The organism is Actinoplanes sp. NPDC089786 (assembly GCF_040684855.1).
Classification (GTDB): domain Bacteria; phylum Actinomycetota; class Actinomycetes; order Mycobacteriales; family Micromonosporaceae; genus Actinoplanes.
The window spans coordinates 322,580-344,552 of record NZ_JBFBGU010000003.1 but is presented as its reverse complement, the minus strand read 5'-3'; the positions used below and the strand labels follow the sequence as shown (position 1 = coordinate 344,552).

The 21,973-nt window shown below is 71.5% G+C and carries 16 protein-coding genes; 6 read left to right on the top strand and 10 right to left on the bottom strand.

Translation table 11 applies throughout. The annotated features are described in order from the left end of the window. Positions 1 to 81 precede the first annotated feature (81 nt). From AB0O15_RS15595 to AB0O15_RS15580, 4 genes are read left to right on the top strand one after another with little or no spacing between them, the layout of a single operon-like run. Entirely contained in the window at positions 82 to 1,866 is a 1,785-nt protein-coding gene (locus AB0O15_RS15595; protein WP_364318733.1) for an enoyl-CoA hydratase-related protein, read from the top strand. Beyond that, positions 1,863 to 3,587 carry a glycosyltransferase family 2 protein gene (locus AB0O15_RS15590; RefSeq protein WP_364318731.1) on the top strand — a complete coding sequence of 575 codons (1,725 nt, stop codon included), beginning with the start codon at positions 1,863 to 1,865 and terminating at the stop codon, positions 3,585 to 3,587. The genes AB0O15_RS15595 and AB0O15_RS15590 overlap by 4 nt, the downstream gene beginning before the upstream one ends. Further along, positions 3,584 to 5,521, top strand: coding sequence for a galactose oxidase-like domain-containing protein (locus tag AB0O15_RS15585; RefSeq protein ID WP_364318729.1), 1,938 nt, complete (start codon positions 3,584 to 3,586; stop codon positions 5,519 to 5,521). Before AB0O15_RS15590 ends, AB0O15_RS15585 begins: the two co-directional genes overlap by 4 nt. Beyond that, entirely contained in the window at positions 5,521 to 6,555 is a 1,035-nt protein-coding gene (locus tag AB0O15_RS15580; RefSeq protein WP_364318727.1) for a glycoside hydrolase family 6 protein, read from the top strand. Before AB0O15_RS15585 ends, AB0O15_RS15580 begins: the two co-directional genes overlap by 1 nt. Before the next feature lie 53 nt (positions 6,556 to 6,608). Here AB0O15_RS15580 and AB0O15_RS15575 read toward each other — a convergent pair whose 3' ends face one another. The 3 genes from AB0O15_RS15575 to AB0O15_RS15565 all read right to left on the bottom strand — a co-directional run bounded on the left by AB0O15_RS15575 (position 6,609) and on the right by AB0O15_RS15565 (position 10,377). Next, positions 6,609 to 7,097: a permease-like cell division protein FtsX gene (locus tag AB0O15_RS15575; RefSeq protein ID WP_364318725.1), complete on the bottom strand. Its 489-nt coding sequence runs from the start codon at positions 7,095 to 7,097 to the stop codon at positions 6,609 to 6,611. A 51-nt stretch (positions 7,098 to 7,148) separates the two neighbouring features. Then, entirely contained in the window at positions 7,149 to 8,648 is a 1,500-nt protein-coding gene (locus tag AB0O15_RS15570; protein WP_364318723.1) for a lysyl oxidase family protein, read from the bottom strand. Between the two features lie 100 nt (positions 8,649 to 8,748). Further along, positions 8,749 to 10,377 (bottom strand): lysyl oxidase family protein, encoded by a 1,629-nt coding sequence (locus tag AB0O15_RS15565; protein WP_364318721.1) that lies wholly within the window; start codon positions 10,375 to 10,377, stop codon positions 8,749 to 8,751. A 185-nt stretch (positions 10,378 to 10,562) separates the two neighbouring features. Here AB0O15_RS15565 and ppc point away from each other — a divergent pair, with 185 nt between their 5' ends. Then, positions 10,563 to 13,358 (top strand): phosphoenolpyruvate carboxylase, encoded by a 2,796-nt coding sequence (gene ppc / locus AB0O15_RS15560; RefSeq protein WP_364318719.1) that lies wholly within the window; start codon positions 10,563 to 10,565, stop codon positions 13,356 to 13,358. A gap of 24 nt (positions 13,359 to 13,382) precedes the next feature. On the opposite strand, the gene AB0O15_RS15555 is transcribed toward ppc, so the two are convergent. The 3 genes from AB0O15_RS15555 to AB0O15_RS15545 form a co-directional block, all read right to left on the bottom strand. Continuing rightward, positions 13,383 to 13,709 carry a PspC domain-containing protein gene (locus AB0O15_RS15555; protein ID WP_364318717.1) on the bottom strand — a complete coding sequence of 109 codons (327 nt, stop codon included), beginning with the start codon at positions 13,707 to 13,709 and terminating at the stop codon, positions 13,383 to 13,385. Between the two features lie 65 nt (positions 13,710 to 13,774). After that, positions 13,775 to 16,399 (bottom strand): EAL domain-containing protein, encoded by a 2,625-nt coding sequence (locus tag AB0O15_RS15550; RefSeq protein ID WP_364318715.1) that lies wholly within the window; start codon positions 16,397 to 16,399, stop codon positions 13,775 to 13,777. A gap of 49 nt (positions 16,400 to 16,448) precedes the next feature. Next, entirely contained in the window at positions 16,449 to 17,804 is a 1,356-nt protein-coding gene (locus tag AB0O15_RS15545; RefSeq protein WP_364318713.1) for an APC family permease, read from the bottom strand. An 81-nt stretch (positions 17,805 to 17,885) separates the two neighbouring features. On the opposite strand from AB0O15_RS15545, the gene AB0O15_RS15540 reads away from it, so the two are divergent. Then, positions 17,886 to 18,296, top strand: coding sequence for a universal stress protein (locus AB0O15_RS15540; protein ID WP_364318711.1), 411 nt, complete (start codon positions 17,886 to 17,888; stop codon positions 18,294 to 18,296). 159 nt (positions 18,297 to 18,455) lie between these two features. Here AB0O15_RS15540 and AB0O15_RS15535 read toward each other — a convergent pair whose 3' ends face one another. Genes AB0O15_RS15535 through AB0O15_RS15520 form a run of 4 tightly spaced genes read right to left on the bottom strand, consistent with a single transcriptional unit; the run spans position 18,456 to position 21,844 of the window. Continuing rightward, positions 18,456 to 19,166 (bottom strand): ABC transporter permease subunit, encoded by a 711-nt coding sequence (locus tag AB0O15_RS15535; protein WP_364318709.1) that lies wholly within the window; start codon positions 19,164 to 19,166, stop codon positions 18,456 to 18,458. Next, positions 19,166 to 20,077, bottom strand: coding sequence for an ABC transporter ATP-binding protein (locus AB0O15_RS15530; protein ID WP_364318707.1), 912 nt, complete (start codon positions 20,075 to 20,077; stop codon positions 19,166 to 19,168). Before AB0O15_RS15530 ends, AB0O15_RS15535 begins: the two co-directional genes overlap by 1 nt. Beyond that, the gene (locus tag AB0O15_RS15525; RefSeq protein WP_364318705.1) at positions 20,074 to 20,937 is read right to left on the bottom strand and encodes an ABC transporter permease; all 864 of its coding nucleotides are present in this window, start codon (positions 20,935 to 20,937) and stop codon (positions 20,074 to 20,076) included. The genes AB0O15_RS15530 and AB0O15_RS15525 overlap by 4 nt, the downstream gene beginning before the upstream one ends. Next, positions 20,930 to 21,844 (bottom strand): ABC transporter ATP-binding protein, encoded by a 915-nt coding sequence (locus AB0O15_RS15520; RefSeq protein ID WP_364318703.1) that lies wholly within the window; start codon positions 21,842 to 21,844, stop codon positions 20,930 to 20,932. The genes AB0O15_RS15525 and AB0O15_RS15520 overlap by 8 nt, the downstream gene beginning before the upstream one ends. Between the last annotated feature and the right edge of the window lie 129 nt (positions 21,845 to 21,973).

The window sequence follows — 21,973 nt, the reverse complement described above, 5'->3', positions numbered from 1 at the left end:
GACAACATGTCCGACATGGGCGTCTATACGTAACCAAGACTCCCCGATCACTGTTGCCAATTTCCGGGGAGGACAGTGCTGATGACGAATCGAGCTTTGCGCATCTTATTGCTCGTCTCAGCTTTCAACGGCCTGAGCCAACGCGTGTGGTGCACGCTGCGCGAGGCCGATCATGACGTCGGTGTCCTGCTCGCCACGAGTCCGAAAGACATGATCGAGGGGGTACGCGCCGCGCGTCCCGACCTCATCCTGTGCCCGTTCCTCAAGGAACGGGTGCCGGCCGAGGTGTGGCAGAACTGGCGCACCGTGATCATCCATCCCGGCCCGGTCGGCGACCGCGGCCCGTCCTCACTGGACTGGGCGATCGCCGACGGCGCGCGCCGCTGGGGCGTGACCGCGCTCCAGGCGGTCGAGGAGATGGACGCCGGGCCGATCTGGGCCACCCGCACGTTCCCCCTTCCCGCGGCCCCGCCGCGCAAGTCGTCGCTCTACACCGGCCCGGTGGCCGACGCCGCCCTGGAGTGCGTGGCCGAGGTCCTGGCCAAGGCGGCCGACCCGGACTTCCAGCCGGTGCCCACCGACGACATGCCGACCGAGGTGCCCGGCACCCGGCTGCGCCCGGCGATGCGCCAGGAGGACCGCGCGTTCGACTGGGCCGACCCGACGGAGGACATTCTGCGGCGGATCCGCGCGGCCGACGGCGCACCCGGTGTGCGGACCTCGGTGGCCGGGCTCGATGTCTTCGCCTACGACGCGCACCGCGGCCCGGCCCGCACCGGCCCGCCCGGCACGCTGCTGCGCCGCCGGCAGGGCGCGGTGCTGGTCGGCACCGGCGACGGCAGCCTCTGGCTGGGCCACCTGCGCGTGCCGGACGGCGTCAAGCTGCCCGCCGCGCGGCTGCTCGGCAAACGGCTGCGCGACGTGCCGGACGCTCCCCTGCCCCCGGGCGTCGAGCCGGAGTCGCCGGCCGCGTACCGGCAGATCCGCTACCGGCGGGCCGGCCGGGTGGGCTGGCTGACGTTCGACTTCTACAACGGCGCGATGTCGGCCGGGCACTGCCGGCGATTACTCGCGGCCCTCCGGCACGCCGCCGCGCAGAGCACCGACGTGCTGGTGCTGCGCGGCGGCACCGACTCGTTCAGCAACGGCATCCACCTGAACGTCATCGACGCCGCCCCGGACCCGGCTGCCGCCGCGTGGGCCACCATCCGGGCCGTCAACGAGGTGTGCCGGGAGATCATCACGTGCACGCGGCAGGTGGTGATCGCCGGGTACGCGGGCAGCGCCGGCGCCGGCGGGGTGATGCTCGGGCTCGGCGCCGACGTGGTCGCGGCCCGCTCCGGGATCGTCCTCAACCCCTACTACGACATCGGCCTGTACGGGTCGGAGCTGCACACGTACTCACTCCCCCGCCGGGTCGGCGCGGAGACGGCCCAGCGGCTGATCGACGACAAGCTGCCGGTCAGCGCCGGACAGGCGGCGTCGCTGGGGCTGGTCGACGAGGTCGGCCCGCGGCACCCCGAGGCGTACACGGAGTGGCTGGCCGAGCTGGCCGCCGAGCTGGCCGAGCCGCGGGCCGCCAAGGCGAGGCGCGCGGCCAAGGCCCGGCGGCTGTCCGGTGAGCGGGTGCCGCTGGACGTGTACGAGGCCCGCGAGCTGGCCGAGATGAGCCGGGACATGTGGGCCGACCGGTCCGGGTTCGCCGCCGCCCGCCGCGCGTTCGTGAGCAAGCAGCGGCCGGCCTCCACGCCGGACCGGCTGCTGATGACGCCGGCCGGCCCGGGTAGGCCGATCGCCCGGCCCCGGATCACCGACGACGGCGACGGCCGGCCCGCGGTCCGCCCGGCCGTGCCCGTGTCCGCGTGAGCCTCAAACCACCCCTGGACCCGGCCGCCGTACGGGCGCTCACCGCCAAGACCGTCAAGCTGCCCCAGCGCTACGGCTACAGCGCGTACAGCGTGCTGGCCGGCCCGGCCGCCACCGCCGAGGAGGCGGGCGGCCGGGTGGAGATGCGCCGGCTGTCCCGCCGCCGCCCGTTCCTCACCCTGCTGATCACCGTGTTCGCGTTCGCCTTCGAGAGCACGTTCTTCGGCTGGCTGCTGCTCAAGATCGAGGTGCCCGACCACGACCTGCGCCCGATGCTCTACGCCGCGACCGTCTTCATGATCGCGGCGACCGCCCTGATCGAGCTGTTCCGGCTGGTCAACGTCGTGACGTTGTGCCTGTCCACGCTGTGGGCGCGGGATCCGCGGCCGATCGTGCCGGACGCGACGCTGCGGGTGGCCTTCCTGACCACGATCGTGCCGGGCAAGGAACCGGTCGAAATGGTCGAGCGCACGTTGCGGGCCGCGATCGACGTCCGGCACGCCGGGCCGTACGAGGTGTGGCTGCTTGACGAGGGCGACGACGCCGAGGTGAAGGCGATGTGCGGGCGCCTCGGCGTGCGGCACTTCACCCGCAAGGGCCGGCCCGATCGCAACACCGCCGCGGGCGAGTTCAAGGCCCGGACCAAGCACGGCAACTACAACTCCTGGGTACGCGAGCACGGCGACGCGTACGACGTCTTCGTGTCGGTCGACCCGGACCACGTGCCGCAACCGAACTTCTGCGAGCGGCTGCTCGGCTACTTCCGCGACCCGGACGTGGCGTTCGTGGTGGGCCCGCAGATCTACGGCAACTACGACAACGTGGTGACCCGCTGGGCCGAGTCGCAGCAGTACCTGTTCCACTCCCTGCTCCAGCGGGCCGGCAACCGGCGCGGCATCGCCATGCTGGTCGGCACCAACAACGCTGTCCGGATCAAGGCCCTCACCTCGATCGGCGGCCTGCAGGACTCGATCACCGAGGACATGGCCACCAGCCTGGTCGTGCACGCGACCCGGAACCCGGCCACCGGCCGGCGCTGGCGCTCGGTCTACACCCCGGACGTGCTGGCCGTCGGCGAGGGCCCGTCCACCTGGACCGACTACTTCAGCCAGCAGCACCGCTGGTCGCGCGGCACCGACGAGGTGGTGGTCCGGCAGTTCGCGCGGATGATCCCGCGGCTCGGCCTGGGCCGGGCGCTGCACTACGGCCTGCTGATGTCGTACTACCCGCTGACCGCGCTGGCCTGGCTCCTCGGTGCGGCCAACGCCGCCTGCTACCTGGTGCTGGGCGCCGAGGGGGTGCAGGTTCCGCATCAGGTGTGGCTGATGCTGTACGTCGACGCGGCGCTGTTCCAGGTCGGCCTGTACGTCTTCAACCGGCGGCACAACATCAGCCCGCACGAGGAGGCCGGCTCGTCCGGGCTGTCCGGGATGCTGGTCTCCACCCTGTGCGCGCCGATCTACGTGGCGTCGTACGCCGGCGCGCTGCTGCGCCGCAAGGCCGGTTTTGTGGTCACGCCCAAGGGCGACTCGGCCAGCCCGGACCGGCTCGCCACCTTCCGCCACGGCCTGGTCTGGGCCGCCTTCTACGCCGCTCTGCTGCTGATCGCGCCGCTGGCCGGGCACGTGGACGGCGCCATGTGGGTGTGGCCCGCGGTCAACATCGTCATCTGTCTCACGCCCACGATCGTCTGGGCCTTGCGAAAGGGAGGAACAGCGTGAAGCCCCGCCCCCGCCCCACTCTCGCCCGCCGGCTGGCGAGCGGCCTGGTCGCGCTCGCGGTGCTCGGCGTCGTCGCCGTGGTGAACCGCCCGATGGTCGCCGCCGGAAGCGAGGCGTTCCACGAGTTCAGCATCAACCGGCAGTCCTACAAGGAGCGTTACGGCCACTGGGCCCGGCTGCCCGTGCCCCCCGAGTTCCGGGTCAACGCCATCCACGCCGCGCTGCTCAACACCGGGAAGGTGCTGATCATCGCGGGCAGCGGCAACAACCGGGAGGCGTTCCAGGCCGGCACCTTCCGGACGATCCTGTTCGACCCGGCCACCGACACGTTCACCGACGTGCCGACGCCGACCGACGTCTTCTGCGCCGGACACACCTTCCTGCCCAACGGCAACCTGCTGATCGCCGGCGGCACCAAGTCGTACGAGGTGCTGGAGACCGACATCAAGCACGCGGCCGGCGTACTCAAGATCAAGAATGAGTCGCCCGACCACGGGCCGCGGTTCTTCCCCAAGGGCACCCGGGTCACCTCTCCGACCGGGTACGTCTACCTCACCCGCGCCGACGTGACCGTGCCCGCGGCGACCAAGATGCAGCACGGCCGGCAGTGGATGGTGCACGCCGGCCAGGCCGAGGTGTGGGTCGACGCCGAGCTGGCCGGCAACGCGCCGATCGTCCGGCGGCCGGCCCAGTACCGGGTCGCCGACCTGAGCGGCGATGTCTACGGGCTGGCCGACAAGATCACCCGGGAGAAGCAGGAGTACGGCGGCGACAAGACGTCGTACGAGTTCGACCCGCGCACCGAGCGCTACGTCCGGGTCGGCGACCTGGTGAAGCACCGCTGGTATCCGACGCTGACCGAACTGCCCGGCGGCAACGTGCTGGCCGTGTCCGGTCTGGACGAGTTCGGCAGGATCCTGCCCGGCGACAACGAGAAGTACGACCCGGCCACCCGGCGCTGGACCGCGGCGCCGGAGCTGAAGCGGGTGTTCCCGACGTACCCGTCACTGCATCTGATGGCCGACGGGCGGCTGTTCTACTCGGGCTCCAACTCCGGGTACGGCTCGGACACCGTCGGGCGTACCCCCGGCATCTGGAACGTGCGCACCAACCGCTTCTCCGACGTGGCCGGCCTGCGGCAACCGCAGATGACCGAGACCAGCTCGTCGGTGCTGCTGGCGCCGGCCCAGAAGCAGAAGGTGATGATCCTCGGCGGCGGCGAGGTGGGCGAGTCGCCGGTGTCGACCGCGCGGACCGACGTCATCGACCTCACCCAGAACCGGCCGCGCTACCGCCCGGGACCCGACCTGCCGGCCCCCGCGCGCTACCTCAGCACCGTCCTGCTGCCGGACGACTCGGTGCTCACCACCGGCGGCTCGTCCGGCTACCGGGGCGGCGCCTACCAGGGCCGGGCGCGCAGCGACCTGTTCAACGCCCAGCTCTACCGGCCGACCACGAACCGCTTCGAGCGGCTGGCCGACTCGACCGTCGGGCGCAACTACCACTCCGAGGCGATCCTGCTGCCCGACGGCCGGGTGATCACCATGGGCAGCGACCCGCTCTACGACCGCACCGGCCGCAATCCCGGCACCTTCGAGCAGCGCGTCGAGGTGTTCAGCCCGCCCTACCTGTTCCGCGGCGCGCGGCCCGCTCTGACCAGCGGCCCGGCGTCGATCAGCCGCGGCGGCAAGGCCTTCTTCGGAACGCCGTCCCCGCGCCGGATCGTCGGGGCGCGGCTGATGCGGCCCAGCGCGGTCACCCATGTCACCGACGTCGACCAGCGTTCGGTCGCAGCGTCCGTGGCCGCGGCGCCCGGCGGCGTCACCCTCACCGTCCCGTCCGGCCGCGGGCTGGTGCCGTCCGGCTGGTACATGGTGTTCCTGGTCGACGATCGCGGTGTGCCGTCGGCCGGCCGCTGGGTGAAGGTGCGCTGATGGCGACCCACGCCCGGGTGGGGCGGCGGGCGTGGCTCGCGGTTTCGGTCGCCCTCGCCGCCGTGGCCGTGGGCGCCTCCCTCGTGGTGGCCAGCTCGCCCGAACCGCCGGTCTACTCATCGCCCGCGTCTCCCATGCCCTCACACACCGTGCCCGCCTCGGAGTTCTATGTGGACCCGGCGGGTGCGGCCGCCGAGCAGGTGCGGGCCTGGGAGCAGACCGGGCGTACGGCCGACGCGGCGCTGCTGCGGAAGATCGCGGACCGGCCGGTCGCCACCTGGTTCGCCGACGCCGAGCCCGGGTTCGCGGTGCGCGCCCAGACCCTGGTCGGTGACGCCGCCCGGGCCGGCCGGCTGCCGGTGCTGACGCTCTACCACATCCCGCACCGGGACTGCGGCGGCCAGTCGGCGGGCGGGGCGCCGGACGGCCCGGCGTACCGCGACTGGATCGCGGCCCTGGCCACCGCCCTGGACGGGCATCGCGCGGTGGTGGTCCTGGAGCCGGACGCGGTGGCGCAGGCCGTGCAGGGGTGCCTGTCCGACACCCGGACGGCCGAGCGCTACGCGTTGCTGGCGCACGCGGTCGACACCCTGCGGGCGGTGTCCGGCGTGACGGTCTACCTGGACGCGGGCAACCCGTCCTGGATCCGGTCACCGGCGAAGATGACGGCCGGCCTGCGCAAGGCCGGCATCGCGCGGTCGCACGGCTTCGCCCTGAACGTGGCCAACTTCGAGACCACCACGGCCAACGTCCGCTACGGCACGGCCCTGTCCCGCATCCTCGGCGGCGCCCACTTCGTCATCGACACCAGCCGCAACGGCAACGGCCCGGCCCGGCCCGGCGCGGGCGACCAGCACTGGTGCAATCCGCCCGGCCGCAAGCTGGGCGAGGCGCCGACCCGGCGCACGGGTCACGCCCTGGTCGACGCCTACCTGTGGATCAAACGCCCCGGCGAGTCCGACGGCGCCTGCGGCCCGGACGCCCCGCCGGCCGGCGTGTGGTGGCCGGAGTACGCCCTCGACCTGGCCCGCTGAGGAACCGGCCCGCTGAGGAACCGGCCCGGTGAGGAACCGGCCCGCTGATTCGTTCAGCTCGCGGCCGGGGCCGGGGACCTCCGGCGGATGGAGTCGGCCTTGCACTCCTCGAACGTGGTGCACGTGAACACCAGGTCCTGGACGCCGGGCAGGGCCTTGAGCTCGGCCTGGAGCGGGGTGTCCCGGACGTTGCGAACCGCGGCCTGGTCCTTCATCTTCACCACGAAGGTCTCCGGCAGGTTCTCCGGCTCGAAGTTCTCCGGCATCTCCTGGTTCTGCTCGGCGAACATCTTCTTCATCTTCGCGTACGCCACGTCATGCCCCTCGAAGGTGACCGTGGTGACATCCGGCAGCGTCCGGAGGCGCGCCTCGACGGCCGCCTTCCGCTCCGCGGGGTTGTCGTCCCGCAGGAAGACCGAGAACTGGGCGTTCTCCTCGATGAGGCGTTCGATCTCCTCCTTCTTCTCGTCACGGTCGAGAAGACCGCAACCGGAGAGGCTCACGAGCGCGAGCAGGACGACGACCATGGTTCGGCGAAACACGGGGCGGAGGTTAGCAGCAGAGGCCGGCCGCCGCCCCGTGTGCGCCGGCGTTCAGTCCAGGCCGTGCAGGGGTGGCACGCGCAGGGTGCGCTCGCCGCCCGGCGTGCCGCCCAGGACGATCTTGCGCAGGGACGCGTTGTTGGTGGTGCGGAGCTCGGCCAGCTTGCCGTCCGGGTTGGCCTTGACCTCGACCCAGTACGTGCCGTTGGGCAGGTCGGTCACGTCGAAGGACTGGCCGGGCAGGTACTGGAAGTAGGTGTCGCCGTTGCCGATGTCGAGGCGCTCACGCACCCCGACCGCGGTGTTCTGGCCGCACGAGCTGGCCAGGTCGTTGTTCGGGGGCCGCCAGGCCGCGTTCGGCCGCAGGTAGTCGACCGGGTCGGTGTTGGCCAGGCAGAAGGCTTCCTTGCCGGAGCGCACGGCCAGGCTCCGGTCGGCGGTCAGCAGGTTGTACTGCGCGAAGTCGGTGAAGTGCCAGTGCAGGTGGCCGTCGCGCGGGTCCCACTCCATCGTCCCGGCCGGCCGGACTCCGACCTCGTTGCCGGCCGCGTCGTAGAAGTACTGGTAGGCGTCCATCAGGTCGGTTCCGCTCCGCCGGAAGCCGTCCACCAGCAGCGGCGACGTGCCGGCGTTCCAGACCGTGGCGGCGAACACCACGTTGGTGCGGCCCTCGACGGTGTCGAGGGCGATGTTCCAGGCGGGCAGCGATCGCAGGTCGGGGCGCGGTCCGGCGGCCGGCGCCGAGGCCAACGGCGTCGGGATCTTGGCCGGTGGCCGCAGGAACGGGTGGTACGCCGAGAGCTGCTTCGACGCGTCACCCTCGTGCGCGTGCTCGCTGCCGGCGGGAACGGGTTTCTTCCGGAGCCCGGCGTTCCGGTCGACCACGGTCAGATTGAGGTCGACGGTGGCGTCGGCGGGTGACACCCCCAGCCAGGCGCGATATTTCTCGGCCAGCCGGGCGGTGACCCGGTAGGAGCCGGGCGCCAGGTCGAACTGCGTGCCGTCCGGCTCGTAATACGGGAAGCTCTCGACCGGCGAGTTGTACCCGGCCTGGATGCCCCAGATCGAGCCGAGCACGAACGGGTTCTCGAGCCAGGCGCAGGCGAACGGGTAGGGCGTGGTCGCCGGCGCGTCCGGCCGGGTCCGCACCGACGTGTACGAGTTCGGGCACCAGGTCGACGTGTACTGCTTGACCACCGCGCCGGCCGGGTCGGCGATCGTGATGTCGAGGAAGTCCTTGAAGCCGGTCCATGAGGTGAACAACCCGTCCGGCAGCGGCGTGCGGACCCCGCCGACCACCTGCTCCACCTCGATCGGTTCGGCGTAGGTGTCGCGGTGGGCCTGGATCTCGAAGGCCTGTCGTCCGGCGATCAGGTTGATGCCGAAGTCCATCTGCAGGTCGACCTGACCCGGAGCCCATTCGTAGCGCTGGGCGATGACGTCGTGCCCGGAGACGGTGAAGGAGATCGCGGGTGGCTCGGCGGCCGGCGCCTGAGCGGCGCCGGTGACGGCCAAAAGCCCGACGGCCAGGAGTTTCGGAATGGAAGACATGGACACCCCCCGATGAATTCGGAGGGTGACCATATCAATCCAGATCGTTGATCACTGCCCAGTGACAACTACCTGCCACTCAGGCAACAGATCGGGCGTCTCAGCCCTCGATGCCGTGGACCGCGGGCACCTTCAGGGTGCGCTCGCCGCCGACCGTACCCCCGAGAACGATCTTGCGAAGCGACGAGTTGTTGGTCGTCTTCGTCTCGGCCAGCTTGTTCTCCGGGTTGGCCAGCGTCTGGATGTAGTAGGTGCCGTTCGGCAGATCGGTGATCTCGAAGGACTGACCCGGCCGGGACTGCGAGTAGGTGTCGCCGTTGCCGATGTCGAGCACCTCACGCACCGCCACCGCAGTGTTCGCACCACAGGAGGTGGACAGGTCGGTGTTCTCCGGGCGCCACTTGGCGTTCGGGATGGTGTAGTCGACCGCGTCGGTGTTGGCCAGGCAGAACGCCTCCTTGCCGGACCGCACGGCCAGGCTCTGGTCGGAGTTCAGCAGGTTGTACTGCGCGAAGTCGGTGAAGTGCCAGTGGAAGTGGCCCTCCCGCGGGTCCCACTCCATCGTCCCGGCCCCGACCGAGCCGACCTCTTTGCCGTTCTTGTCGAAGAAATACTGGTACGCGTCCATCAGATCGGTTCCGGTACGCCGGAAACCATCCACGACCAGCGGCGACGATCCGGCGTTCCAGACGGTGGCGCCGAAGTTGACGTACGTCTTGCCGTCCTCGTTCGACAGGTCGATGCCCCAGGCCGGCAGCGACCGCAGGTCCGGCTTCGGGCCGGCCTTCGGGGTGGCGGCCAGCGTCTTCGGCGCCTTGGCCGGCGGGCGGAAGTTCGGGTCGAACGCCGACACCTGCACCGACGCGTCGCCCTGACCGTCGTGCTCGCTGTGCTCGCCGCGCAGCGCCGCCTTGCCCGGGGGCAGCTCGTCACCGACGGCCGCGGCCTTGACCGCCGCCTTGGCCCGGATCGCGCCCTCCGGCTCGCCGCCCCGGTCGACCACGGAGTCCACGACGGTCACGTTCAGGTCGACCGTGGCGCTCTCGGCCGGCACGGCCAGCCACGAACGGAACTTCTCGTTCAGCTTGATCGTGATCTGGTACTTGCCCGCGGGCAGGTCGAACTGCTCGGCGTCCGGGTCCTGCCAGTCGAAGCGGGGCGTGGCCTCGATCGCGGCGTTGTAGCCGGCCTGCACACCCCAGACCGACCCGAGGATGAAGGGGTTCCCGCCGGCGCAGGACTGCGGGTACGGCGTCGACGACGGCGCGTCGGGCCGGGTCCGCAGCGAGTTCCAGGTGTTCGGGCACCAGTCGGTGCTGTACTCCCGGACCGTGGCGCCCGCGGTGTCCTTGATCGTGACCGCGGTGAAGTCCTGGAAGCCGTCGAACGTGGTGAACAGCCCGTCCGGCAGCGCCACCGACGCCTTCTTGCCGTCGGCGCCGGTCACCTCCTGGGTGGCCACGATGGGCTGCGAGTAGGAGTTCCGCTTGGCCCGGATCTCGAACGGCTGCTTGCCGGCGATCAGGTTGACGCCGAGGTCGAAGTCCATCCAGGGGGTGCCGTCCTCGACGTACCGCGTGACGGTCACGTCGTGCGTGGCGGCGCGGAACGCCAGGGCGGGCAGGTCCTCCGCCGCGCTCGCGATGCCGTACCCGGCTCCGGCGAGAGCCAACGCGGCGGTCACCGCGCCGGCGGTCAGCACCCGGGTGCGGTTCTTTCGAGTGGACATGGGTCCCCTTCGATTCGTTGGTGGAGCGCACAGGTAATCGGATGGGATGTGAGGTGGCGGTGAGGTCGTATGAGACTTGCCTCAAAGCACCCAGCCCGGGACCCGTGCCGATACCATCGCGGGAGTCGGGACAGCGCTGTCCGCCGTACGCCGTCTTTCGTACGCCGTCTTTAAGGAGCGCTGAGGTGACCGACCAGCAGGGGCACATCGATCCAGAGGGCCCCGACGCGGCTCTCCGCGCCGACATCCGCCGCATCGGCAAACTGCTCGGCCAGACCCTGGCCCGGCAGGAGGGCCCGCCGCTCCTCGACCTCGTCGAAGAGGTCCGCGCGCTGGTCCGGCAGGACCCGCTCGCGGCCGCCGAGCGACTGACCGCGATGGACGTGACCACCGGGACCAAGCTGGCCCGGGCCTTCTCCACCTACTTCCACCTGGCCAACATCACCGAGCAGGTGCACCGCGCCCGCGACCTGCGCCGGCGCCGGGCCCGCGACGGTGGCTGGCTCGACCAGGCGGCCAAGCGGATCGCCGAGCAGGGCGTCCCGGCCGACGAGATCGCCGCCGCCGCCCGCCGGCTCGCCGTCCGCCCGGTCTTCACCGCGCACCCGACCGAGGCGGCCCGCCGCTCGATCCTGTCCAAGCTGCGCGGCCTGGCCGACACGCTGGACGAGGAGGCGGCGGCCGCGGTGCTCTACGGCGCCACCGACACCACCGCCTCGACCAAGCGCTTCGCCGAGCTGATCGACCTGCTCTGGCAGACCGACGAGCTGCGGCTCGACCGGCCCGACCCGACCGACGAGGCGCGCAACGCGGTCTACTACCTCAAGGACCTCTACGCCGACGCGGCGCCGCGGGTCCTCGACGACCTGGCCGAGACCCTGCGCCAGCTGGGCGTGGAGACCGCGCCGTCGGCCCGGCCGCTGACCTTCGGCTCATGGATCGGCGGCGACCGGGACGGCAACCCGTTCGTCACCCCGGCCGTCACCCGCGACGTGCTGATGATCCAGCACGAACACGGCATCCAGGCCACCGAACGGGCCATGGACGCGCTGATCGACGAGCTCTCGGTGTCCCGCCGGCTGCGCGGCGTCTCCCTCGACCTGTCCGCCAGCCTGGCCAAAGACCTCGACAACCTGCCCGAGGTGGCGCCCCGCTTCCGGCGGACCAACGCCGAGGAGCCCTACCGGCTCAAGGTGCGGGCGATCAAGGCGAAGCTGGCCAACACCCGCACCCGGCTGCGCAACGGCACCCAGCACGTGCCCGGCCGCGACTACCTGGGCGCCGACGAGCTGATCGGCGACCTCGAGCTGATGCGCGCCTCCCTGGCCCGCAACTCCGGCCAGCTCACCGCGGTCGGGGTGGTCGCCTCGGCGATCCGCACGGTGTCCGCGTTCGGGCTACAGCTCGCCACGCTCGACGTGCGCGAACACGCCGAGAAGCACCACGAGGTGCTGGCCCAGATGTACGAGCAGGTCGGCGAGGTGGACGACTACCTCACGCTTGACCGCGCCGAGCGGACCAAGCTCCTCGCCTCCGAGCTGACCGGGCGGCGGCCGCTGTCGTCGGCCGACACCCCGCTCACCGAGTCGGCGCGCAAGACGTTCGACGTGTTCTTCACCATCCGCGACGCGCAGGACCGGTTCGGCTCCGAGGTCGTCGAGTCGTACATCATCTCGATGACCCTCGGCGTCGACGACGTGCTGGCCGCCGCGGTCCTGGCCCGCGAGGCCGGCCTGGTCGACATCCACTCCGGGCGGGCCCGGGTCGGCATCGTGCCGCTGCTGGAGACGCCGGCCGAGCTCGACGCGGGCGGCGACCTGCTCGACGAGATGCTCTCCGTGCCGGCCTACCGGGAGATCGTGCGGGGCCGCGGCGACCTGCAGGAGGTGATGCTCGGCTACTCCGACTCGAACAAGGAGGGCGGCATCACCACCAGCCAGTGGTCGATCCACAAGGCGCAGCGGGCGCTGCGTGACGTGGCCGCCCGGCACGGCGTACGGCTGCGGCTCTTCCACGGCCGGGGCGGCACCGTCGGGCGCGGCGGCGGGCCCACCCACGAGGCGATCCTGGCCCAGCCGTACGGCACCCTGGACGGCGCGATCAAGGTGACCGAGCAGGGGGAGGTCATCTCCGACAAGTACACGCTGCCGGCCCTGGCCCGCGAGAACCTCGAGCTCACGGTGGCCGCGGTGCTCCAGGCGACGCTGCTGCACAACACGCCCGCGGTCGACCTGGAACGGCTCGCGCACTGGGACGCGGCCATGGACACCGCCTCGGCGGCGGCGTTCGCGGCGTACCGGAAACTGGTTGAAGACCCCGACCTGCCGGCCTACTTCTGGGCGGCGACCCCGACCGAGCTGCTCGGCGCGCTGAACATCGGCTCCCGGCCCGCGAAGCGGCCGAACACCGACGCCGGCCTGGGCGGCCTGCGCGCCATCCCGTGGGTCTTCGGCTGGACCCAGACCCGGCAGATCGTGCCTGGCTGGTACGGCGTCGGCACCGGGCTCAAGGCGGTACGCGAGGCCGGGCTGACCGACACCGTCACCGAGATGAAGGAGAACTGGCAGTTCTTCCAGACCTTCATCAGCAACGTCGGAATGATGCTGGCCAAGACCGACCTGACCATCGCCCGGCGGTACGTCGAGACGCTGGTCCCCGAGGGCCTGCACCCGATCTTCGAGCGGATCCAGGCGGAGTACGACCTGACCGTCCGCGAGGTGCTGGCCATCACCGGTGGCGACCACCCGCTGGCCAGCCAGCCCGAACTGCACCGCACGCTGAGCGTCCGCGACACCTACCTGGAGCCGCTGCACCACCTTCAGGTGGCGCTGCTGCGGCAGTACCGCGAACTCGGCGAGAACCAGCGCCAGCTCGCCACCGCCCCCGGCGGCCGCCGGGCCGCGTCCGAGTCGACCGCCCTCGAACGGGCCCTGCTGACCACGGTCAACGGCATCGCCGCGGGCATGCGCAACACGGGCTGACCAGCTTCGGTCCCGCTCCCGCCGTTAGGCGGCGGGGGCGGGAACCGGGTCGGGAGCCGGCTCGGTGGCCTTCTCCTCGGTCGGCATCATGGCCCAGAGCAGCGGATACGCGGCGAGGACCTGGGTGCCGGGGATCACCAGCAGGGCCGCGCCGATCGCGACCCGGGAGGTCCAGGGGTCGAGGCCGAAGCGGCGGCCGATGCCGGAGAACACCCCGCCGACGAGCCGACCGTCGTTCGGCCGGGTCAGCCCGTTCCGGGCCATCGTGCCGTGCACGGCGTCGACGCCGCGGGCCACGGTCTCACGGACGGCGTTCATGTCGATCGGGCGCTTGCTCTCGTTCTCGGTCATGACTCCATGGTGGGGCCGCACCCACCCGACCGGCATCAGGGATCGACCCTGGCTCGTCCCGGAGCTCAGCCGCGGTGTGAGCGGTCGCGGTGCTGTTCCAGCAGGGCCTCGAAATGCTCGGCCGGGAGCGGGCGGCCGAGCAGGTCGCCCTGGCCGAGGCGGCACCCGGCGGCCTGGACGGTGTCGAGGTCGTCGGCGGTCTGCAGGCCCTGGGCGACGATCTCCATGCCGAGCCGGCGGCCCAGCGTCACCGTGACGTCCATGATCGCGCCGAGCCGGCGGGACGCGTCGGCCGGCTGGCCGAACACCTCGCGGTCGACGCGCAGCAGGTCGACCGGGAGGATCCGCAGCCGGCTCAGCGACGTCGGGCCGGTGCCGAAGTTGCCGACCGCGGTCCGCATGCCCTGCGCGCGCAGCTTGCCGAGCAGGCCGGCCAGGTCGTGGCCGTTGTCGTCCTGCAGGTCGTGCTCGGCGATCTCGATCACCATGGCCGACTCGGGCACCAGGTGGGTGGCCATCGCCGTCTCCAGCGCGGCCTGGAACACCGGGTCGGCAAGCTCACGCGGACGCACGTTCACCGAGAGCCACAGGTCTTCGTGGTGGTGGCGCCAGCCCGCGAGCTGCCGGGCCGCCCGGTGCAGCATCCAGTGCCGGACGTCGCCGAGATAACCCAGCTCCTCGGCCAGCGGCAGCAACTCGGCGGCGGGCACCCGGCCCAGCGTCGGGTGGCGCCAGCCCAGCACCGCCTCCACGCCGACCGGTCGGCGGCCGGACAGCTCGACGATCGGCTGGTAGCGCACCTCGAGCTCGCTGCGGGCGAGCGCGCCGGGCAGATCTTGCTCCAACGTGGACCGGCGGACCAGCCGCTGCTCCATCTCCTCGTCGTACCACTCGACGGCGCCCGGCGGGGCGGTGCGGACCGCGCGCAGGGCCAGGGCGGCCCGCCGGATCACCTCGTCCATGCCGGCCTCGGGGGCCAGGTCGGTCATGCCGCCCCAGACCGACAGGTGCGCGTCGGTGCCGGCCGCGGAATAGGGCGTGGTCAGCACGGTCACCAGTTGGCTGGCGAGCACGTGGGCGCGTACCGCGCCGCCGTGGGTGAGCACCGCGAACCGGGCCTCGCCGATCCGGGCCGGCACGTCCGCGCCCTCGACCCGGGTCCGCAACCGCTTCGCCACCTCGGCCAGCACCAGCTCGACCACCTCGGTGCCGTGCACGTCGGCGATCGCGGTCAGCCCGCCCAGCTCCAGCACGATCAGCGCGCCCGCCTCGGGCATCGGCTCGCCGGCCTGCACCAGGCCCTGCCGGTTGGCCAGGCCGGTGTGCGGGTCGACGTGGGCCGACTGCCGCAACGCCTGCTCCAGCTCGAGCTGCTCGCTGATGTCCCGGACGTGCACGACCAGCGTGCGGCCGGGCTCGGCCGGGTCGGCGCCACCGGCCGTCCACTCGGTCTCGCGCCAGCGGCCGAAGCCGTCCCGCAGCCGCACCGCGAGCGGCGACCCGGCGGTGTGCTCCGTCGGGTCGCTGATCCGGTCGGACAGATAGTCGTGTACCGCCTCGGCCTGATCCGGGTCGACCAGGGCGGTCACCGGGCGGCCCAGCACGTCCTGATCGGACAGCCCGAAATGCCGGGCGGCGGCCGGCGACTGCCAGCGGACCGCGTGTGCCGTGTCGATCACCATGGCCACGTCGGACGACCCGAACATCAGGCTGCGCAACCGGTTGCCCTGGTCGGCGAGGTGGTCGGCCTGGCGGCGCAGCACGATCGCCGAGACGAACTCGCGGGCGGCCACGGCCAGCAGCGCGACGGTGGCCAGGATGATCGACGTCGGGTCGAGCCGGCCGCCGTTGACCAGGTGGTAGGCGACCAGCACGCCGGAGCCGAGCACGGGCAGCGCGAAGAGCGGGAAGCCGGCGGCGGGCTCGCTGCCCACCGGCGGGAGCGGGCCGGCGTCCGGGCGGACCCGGGTCGCGCCCCACCATTGCATCGCGGCGGCCGCGTCGAGGGCGGCGGCGGCCGCGACCGTGGCGATGGCGGCGTTCGAGTTGTCCGGGTGGTCCATGCCGACGGTGAGGGCGGTCAGCCCGAGCAGCGACAGCGCCACGCCGGGGCCGCACCACTGGAGCGCCGCGCGGTGCCGGATCGCGTGCACACCGGTGACCGCGGCCACGGCGGTCGCGGTGGTGCCGAACAGGATCGCGGTGACCGTGGCGCCGCGCCGTTCCGGGCCGCTCATCAGCATCAGCCAGGTCGGGAACAGCAGGCACGCGGCCACCCCGACGGTGTCCAGGCCGACCCGCAGCCGGGCCAGCGGCTCGCGGCCCTGCGGCGGCCTCAGCAGGGCCGGCAGGGCGAGCGCGGCCGCCAGGAACAGGCAGACCAGCGGGATCTCAGCCGGCAACGGCACACCGTCGACCTCGACGCCCGGCGCGATCACCACCGAGACGCCGCTCGCCACCCCGGCCAGGCCGGCGAGCAGCGCGCCGCCGCCCAGGCCGATCGCGCGGAGGCGGGTGCCGGCCGTGCGGTCGCGGGCGGCCGAGCGCAGCAACGCCACGCCGAAGCCGGCCGACCCGGCGGTCAGCAGGCCGGCCGCGGCGGGCAGCGGAAGCAGGACGAACGCGGTCACCGCGATCGCGGAGCCGATCACGGCGGGAAGGACGAGCCGCATCGGCCGGGCCGCTTTCACGTCTGGCACCGTACTCGTCCACAATCGATCACCGGATGGAACCCCCGGGTCACTGTGCGCGACGTTCGAGGGATTTGTTCGACAACCAGGTGATCAGCCACAGCACCAGGCCGATCACCAGCAGGATGCCGGCCACCCGGTAGTCGGCGGCGTCCCGGCCGGACAGCGGGCTGGCCAGGTACGCGCAGACGACGGCGCCGATCACCGGGATCGCCGTCGGGGCCTTGAAGTGCTTGTGCTCCACCGGGTCGCGGCGCAGCACCAGCACCGCCACGTTCACCACGGTGAAGACGCAGAGCAGCAGCAGCGAGGTGGTGCCGCCCAGCGCGGTCAGGTCGGCGAACCAGATCAGCCCGAAGGCGATCACCGTCGTGAAGACGATCCCGACCCAGGGCGTACGCCGGCCCGGGTGCACCTTGCCGAGGACCCTGGGCAGCACGCGCTCGTTGGCCATGCCGTAGAGCAGCCTGGACGCCATCAGCATGTTGATCAGGGCGGAGTTGGCCACCGCGAACATGGTGATGAACGCGAAGATCCACAGCGGGAAGCCCGGCGCGCCCGCCTCGACCACCTTGAGCAGCGGCGCGTCACCCTCGCCGAGGTCGGCCGGCGAGACCAGGGCCACCGACGAGATGGAGACCAGCACGTAGATCACGCCGGTGATGATCAGGCCGGTCAGCATCACCTTGGGGAAGATGCGGACCGGATCCTTGGTCTCCTCGGCCATGTTGACCGAGTCCTCGAAGCCGACCATCGCGAAGAACGCCAGCGCGGTCGCCGCGGTCACCGAGAAGAAGGCGCTCTCCCCCTCGGCGGCCTGGAAGTCGGTGAGCCGGGACAGGTCGCCGTCGCCGCCGCCCAGCGCCCACGCGCCGATGCAGATGATGATCAGCAGACCGGTCAGCTCGACGCAGGTCAGCAGGACGTTGAGCTTGACGCTCTCGCCGACGCCCCGGAAGTTGACCAGCGCGATCAGCGTCATGAAGCCCAGCGCGACCGCGATCAGTCCCGCGCCCTCGCCCAGCGACAGGTCGAACGCGTCGGCGAAGTTCGCCGCGAACGCCTTGGACGCGGAGGACGCCGAGGTCAGGCCCGAGCACATCACCGCGAAGGTGACCAGGAAGGTGAGGAAGTGGATCCCGAACGCCTTGTGCGTGTAGAGCGCGGCGCCGGCCGCCCGCGGGTACTTCGTCACCAGTTCGAGATAGCTGAACGCGGTGAGCAGCGCGACCACGAACGCGCACAGGAACGGCAGCCACACCGCCCCGCCGACCTCCTTGGCGACCCGGCCGGTGAGCGCGTACACGCCGGTGCCGAGGATGTCACCGACCACGAACAACAGGAGCAGGCCCGGCCCCATGACCCGCTTGAGGGTGGGCTCCTCGGTTGTGACAGCGTCCGCCATATACGGAGGGTGGTACAAACCTCCGGATATGTCGAGCCCAACTATCGACGGATCGCAGTCGAGCCGGTAGAAATCTGTGACATGCGCATCGTGGTGGCCGCGAAACCTGACGCCGATCAACCGTGGGTCGCCGACGCCGCGATCGGCCTGGCCAAACAGACCGGGGCCGAGGTCATGGTCGTCGCGGTCGACGCGGTCGAGCTGGAACGGCTGGCCGCCGTCCCCCGCAACGTCTTCACCCAGGCGGCCGAGCTGGCCGCCGCCACGATGTCCCGGCGCCTCGCCGAGGCCGGCGTCCCGGTGACCCACGCGGTGCTGTCCGGCCGCCCGGTCGACGGCATCCTCGACGCCGCCGACCGCCACAACGCCGACCTGATCGTTGTCGGCGCGACAACCCGGCCGGCGGTGGCCGAGCGCCTCCTCGGCAGCGTCCCCCTCGACCTGGTCAAGCGTTCCTCCCGCCCGGTCGTGGTGGTCACCCACCCGAGCTGACGGGCCGCCTCCCCTTACGCGTGCGGGGTGGTGCGCTCTTTTTGAGCGCACCACGCACGCAGGTGGAGCGGAGCGACCCTCGGCGGGAGCGACGGTCTGGGCCACCCACCCGGCTACGACATCGATCTTCTTCTTTGTCGCCCGGTCGGAAGTAATATCTCAGCTCGTCTCGCCGGCGACCGAGAAGCTGCGCAGGCGGTCGATGGCGAAGATGGTGCAGCCCAGGGTCACGATCACGGTCATGATGATCGCCAGGGGGGCGCCGACCTGGCCGGTCAGCAGGTTGGTCGGGGCGATCCGGTCGGCGATGGCGATGACGTACTGCTCGATCGACAGGACCCGGGTGCCGCTGACGAAGCGGGCCAGCAGGCCCTCCCAGACCAGGATGTAGACCAGGCCGAGGAGCACCGGGCGGCGGGTCAGCAGGCTCAGAAGCAGGAAGAACGCCGAGTACGCGACGGCGCCGACGGCCGCGCCGACGGCCAGGGCCAGGCCCAGCTTCGGTGAGTCGGCCAGCCAGCCGGCGATGAACAGCGGGACGGCCGAGGTGACCGCCGAGACCAGGATGGCCACGCCCAGCTTGGCCAGGATGATGTCGCGGCGCGGCATGGGCTTGGTGAGGATGTGCACGATCGTGCCGTCGTCCACCTCGGAGCCGAGGACGCCGGTGCCGACGATCAGCGTCACCACGGGCAGGACCACGGCCAGGCCCAGTCCGACCAGGACCGTCGGGCCCCAGTTCTGCGGGTTCACGTCGTACGCGACACAGAGAGCGGCCAGACCGACCAGCAGAAGTGGCAACGGCAGCAGGAGCAGGGCCCGGCGCCGGCCGAACAGGCCGCGCGCGGTGATGTAGGCGACCGTGGACATCATGCCTCCAGCAGGTAGGAGAAGACGCTCTCCAGGGACTCGTCGGAGGGCAACAGCTTGCGCAGCCGGATCCCCTCACCCAGGGCGATCCGGGGCAACGCCCGGGTGAAGCTGCCGTAGTCCGACGCGCGGACGGTCAGGCCGCTGTGATCGATCTCGACGCCGCTGACCGACTTCTCGCCGATCAGGGCGACGGCCAGCTTGCGGTCGTCGGACGACTGCAGGGCGAACACGTGCGGGCGGGTGGTCATCAGCCGGCGGATCTCGCGGTAGTCGCCGGACGCGGCCAGGCGGCCGGCCACGATCACCTGCACGGTGCCGGAGACCTGCTCGACCTCCTCCAGGATGTGCGAGCTGAACAGGATGGTGTGGCCGCGTTCGCCCAGCTTGTGCAGCAGGTCCATCATGTGCATCCGCTGCCGCGGGTCCATGCCGTTGAACGGCTCGTCCAGCAGCAGCACCTGCGGGTCGTGGACCAGCGCGGCGGCGACCCGGGTGCGCTGCCGCATGCCCTTGGAGTAGGTGCCGATCCGCCGGTCCTGCGCGTCGGTCATCTCGACCAGGTCGAGGGCGCGGCGGGCGGCGGCGTCCGGGTCGGGCAGCTTGTGCATCTTGGCGCTGGCCCGGACGAACTCGTACGCGGTGAGGAACGTGTGCACCGCTTCGCGCTCGCTGACCAGGCCGAGCTTCTTGTACGCGGCCGGGTGCCGCCAGGTCGGCTCGCCGTCCAGGGTCACCCGGCCCTTCGACGCCGACAGGAAGCCGGCCATCATGTGCAGCACGGTCGTCTTGCCGGCGCCGTTCGGGCCGAGCAGGCCGGTGACACCGGAACCGAGGGTCATGCTGATGTCGTTGACCGCGACCACGTTGCCGTACCAGCGGGAGACGTTCTGCAGCTCGAGGACGCTCACAGCGAGGCCACCTTCCGGTATCGAGCCAGGAGCAGGAGGAGGCAGGCGGCGACCAGGGTGACCACCTCGATGGCGTAGACCGGCCCGAACCGGCCGACCGGCAGCCCGGTGTTACCCGCCTTGAACAGCCAGGTGCCGACGCCGCTGATCAGCATCATCGGGCTGGCCAGGCCGGACAGTTCCTGGGCGGTGCGCGACGGCAGGCTCATCAGCACGCCGAAGATCGGGGTGGTGACCAGGAAGACCGCCACGATGCCGCCGGCCGCGAACGCCCGCTTGCCGGTCATCGACGCCACCAGCAGGCTGATCGAGGCGAAGACAACGGCCCAGATCAGGGTGTACGCCCAGGCCGGCGCGAGATCACCCAACTCGTTCCACACCCCGGACATGCCGGTCTTGGTGGTGAACGCGGCGCCCAGGAACATGATGAACTGCGGCACCCCGAGCAGCAGCCACACCGCCGTGACCAGCGCGACCCACTTGGCGCCGAGGTAGTCGGCGGCCCGCAGCGGCCGGCTGAAGTAGAGCGGCAGCACCCCGGAGCGCATGTCCCGGGACACCAGCTCGGGCGCGACCACGGCCACGAACAGGATGACCAGCCAGCTCATCGCGTCCGCGTACTGGACGTAGTTGAGCGGGACGACCCCGGCGTACGCGCGGACCGCGGCCAGGATGACCCCGACCAGGATCGTGATGCCGAAGACGAGCCAGGGGAAGATCTTCGACTTGGCGCTGCGGCCGAGCCCGAAGGCGGCGCGCAGCCCGTGCCCGTAGATCGCCCGGAGCACCGCGCCACGGCCCAGGCGCGGGCCGTCGTACCGCTGGTACCCGATGTCATGGATGACGCTGGCCTCAGACATCGGCCATCTCCCTCGGGGTGAAGAGCTCGGCGACGCGATGCCGTCGCAGGTCCAGGCGGTGCAGCGGCAGGTCCAGGTCGGCCACGGCGCGGAGGATCCGGTCGTACGCGTCGTCCGCGGTCAGCTCGACCAGCAGGAGCCGCCCGTCCCGGGTGACCTTCATGTCCAGCCTCCCGAGCGCGCCGGCCAGCTCGTCGACGCCCTCGGCGACCTCGACGGCCAGCACGTCGGACACCTCGGTCATCGCCGAGATCCGGTCGGCCCGCAACAGCCGGCCGCCCTCGATCGCGATGAGCGAGTCGCAGATCCGCTCGACCTCGCCGAGCAGGTGCGAGCAGACCACCACGGAGATGCCGAACTCGGTGCCGATCCGGTGGATCAGCGCGAGCATGGCGTCCCGCCCGGCCGGGTCGAGGCCGTTGGTGGGCTCGTCGAGCAGCAGCAGGTCGGGGTCGTGCACGAGCGCCTGGGCCAGCTTGACCCGCTGCTTCATGCCGGTCGAGTAGCCGCCGATCTGCCGGTACCGCTCCTCGTAGAGGCCGACGTGCCGGAGCGCCTCGGAGGCACGCTCCCGCGCGGCGGAGCGGGGCAGCCCGCTGATCCGGCCGAGGTGCGTGACGAACTCGGCGGCGGACACGTCCGGTGGCAGGCAGTCGTGCTCGGGCATGTACCCGACCCGGTTGCGCACCTTGTCCGGCTCGTTCGCCGGGTCGATGTCGAAGACCCGCGCGGTGCCACTGGTCGGCGCCAGCAGCCCGAGCAGAATCTTGATGAAGGTGGACTTGCCGGCGCCGTTCGCCCCGACCAGGCCGATGACGCCGGGCTCGACGTCGACGGTGAGGTCGGAGAGCGCGGTCACCCGCCCCCCATATGTCTTGGTCAACGCTTCCGTTGCGATGAGGCTCACGGCGACAGCCTAGAAACCCTCGTCACACCAGGGGATCAGGTGGAACCCCGAGAACCCTCTCAGGTTTCTCAGGACGCTCTCAGGTTACGTTTCATAGTCACACGACAACCGGGGGGTTTTGGTAATACT

Excerpts from the sequence above, each read along its gene's own strand:
- AB0O15_RS15540 (WP_364318711.1), top strand. The coding sequence starts at position 17,886 with ATGCGCATCGTGGTGGCCGCGAAACCTGACGCCGATCAACCGTGGGTC.
- AB0O15_RS15595 (WP_364318733.1), top strand. The coding sequence starts at position 82 with ATGACGAATCGAGCTTTGCGCATCTTATTGCTCGTCTCAGCTTTCAAC.
- AB0O15_RS15565 (WP_364318721.1), bottom strand. The coding sequence starts at position 10,377 with ATGTCCACTCGAAAGAACCGCACCCGGGTGCTGACCGCCGGCGCGGTG.
- AB0O15_RS15555 (WP_364318717.1), bottom strand. The coding sequence starts at position 13,709 with ATGACCGAGAACGAGAGCAAGCGCCCGATCGACATGAACGCCGTCCGT.
- AB0O15_RS15535 (WP_364318709.1), bottom strand. The coding sequence starts at position 19,166 with ATGTCCACGGTCGCCTACATCACCGCGCGCGGCCTGTTCGGCCGGCGC.
- AB0O15_RS15580 (WP_364318727.1), top strand. The coding sequence starts at position 5,521 with ATGGCGACCCACGCCCGGGTGGGGCGGCGGGCGTGGCTCGCGGTTTCG.
- AB0O15_RS15545 (WP_364318713.1), bottom strand. The coding sequence starts at position 17,804 with ATGGCGGACGCTGTCACAACCGAGGAGCCCACCCTCAAGCGGGTCATG.
- AB0O15_RS15525 (WP_364318705.1), bottom strand. The coding sequence starts at position 20,937 with ATGTCTGAGGCCAGCGTCATCCATGACATCGGGTACCAGCGGTACGAC.
- AB0O15_RS15570 (WP_364318723.1), bottom strand. The coding sequence starts at position 8,648 with ATGTCTTCCATTCCGAAACTCCTGGCCGTCGGGCTTTTGGCCGTCACC.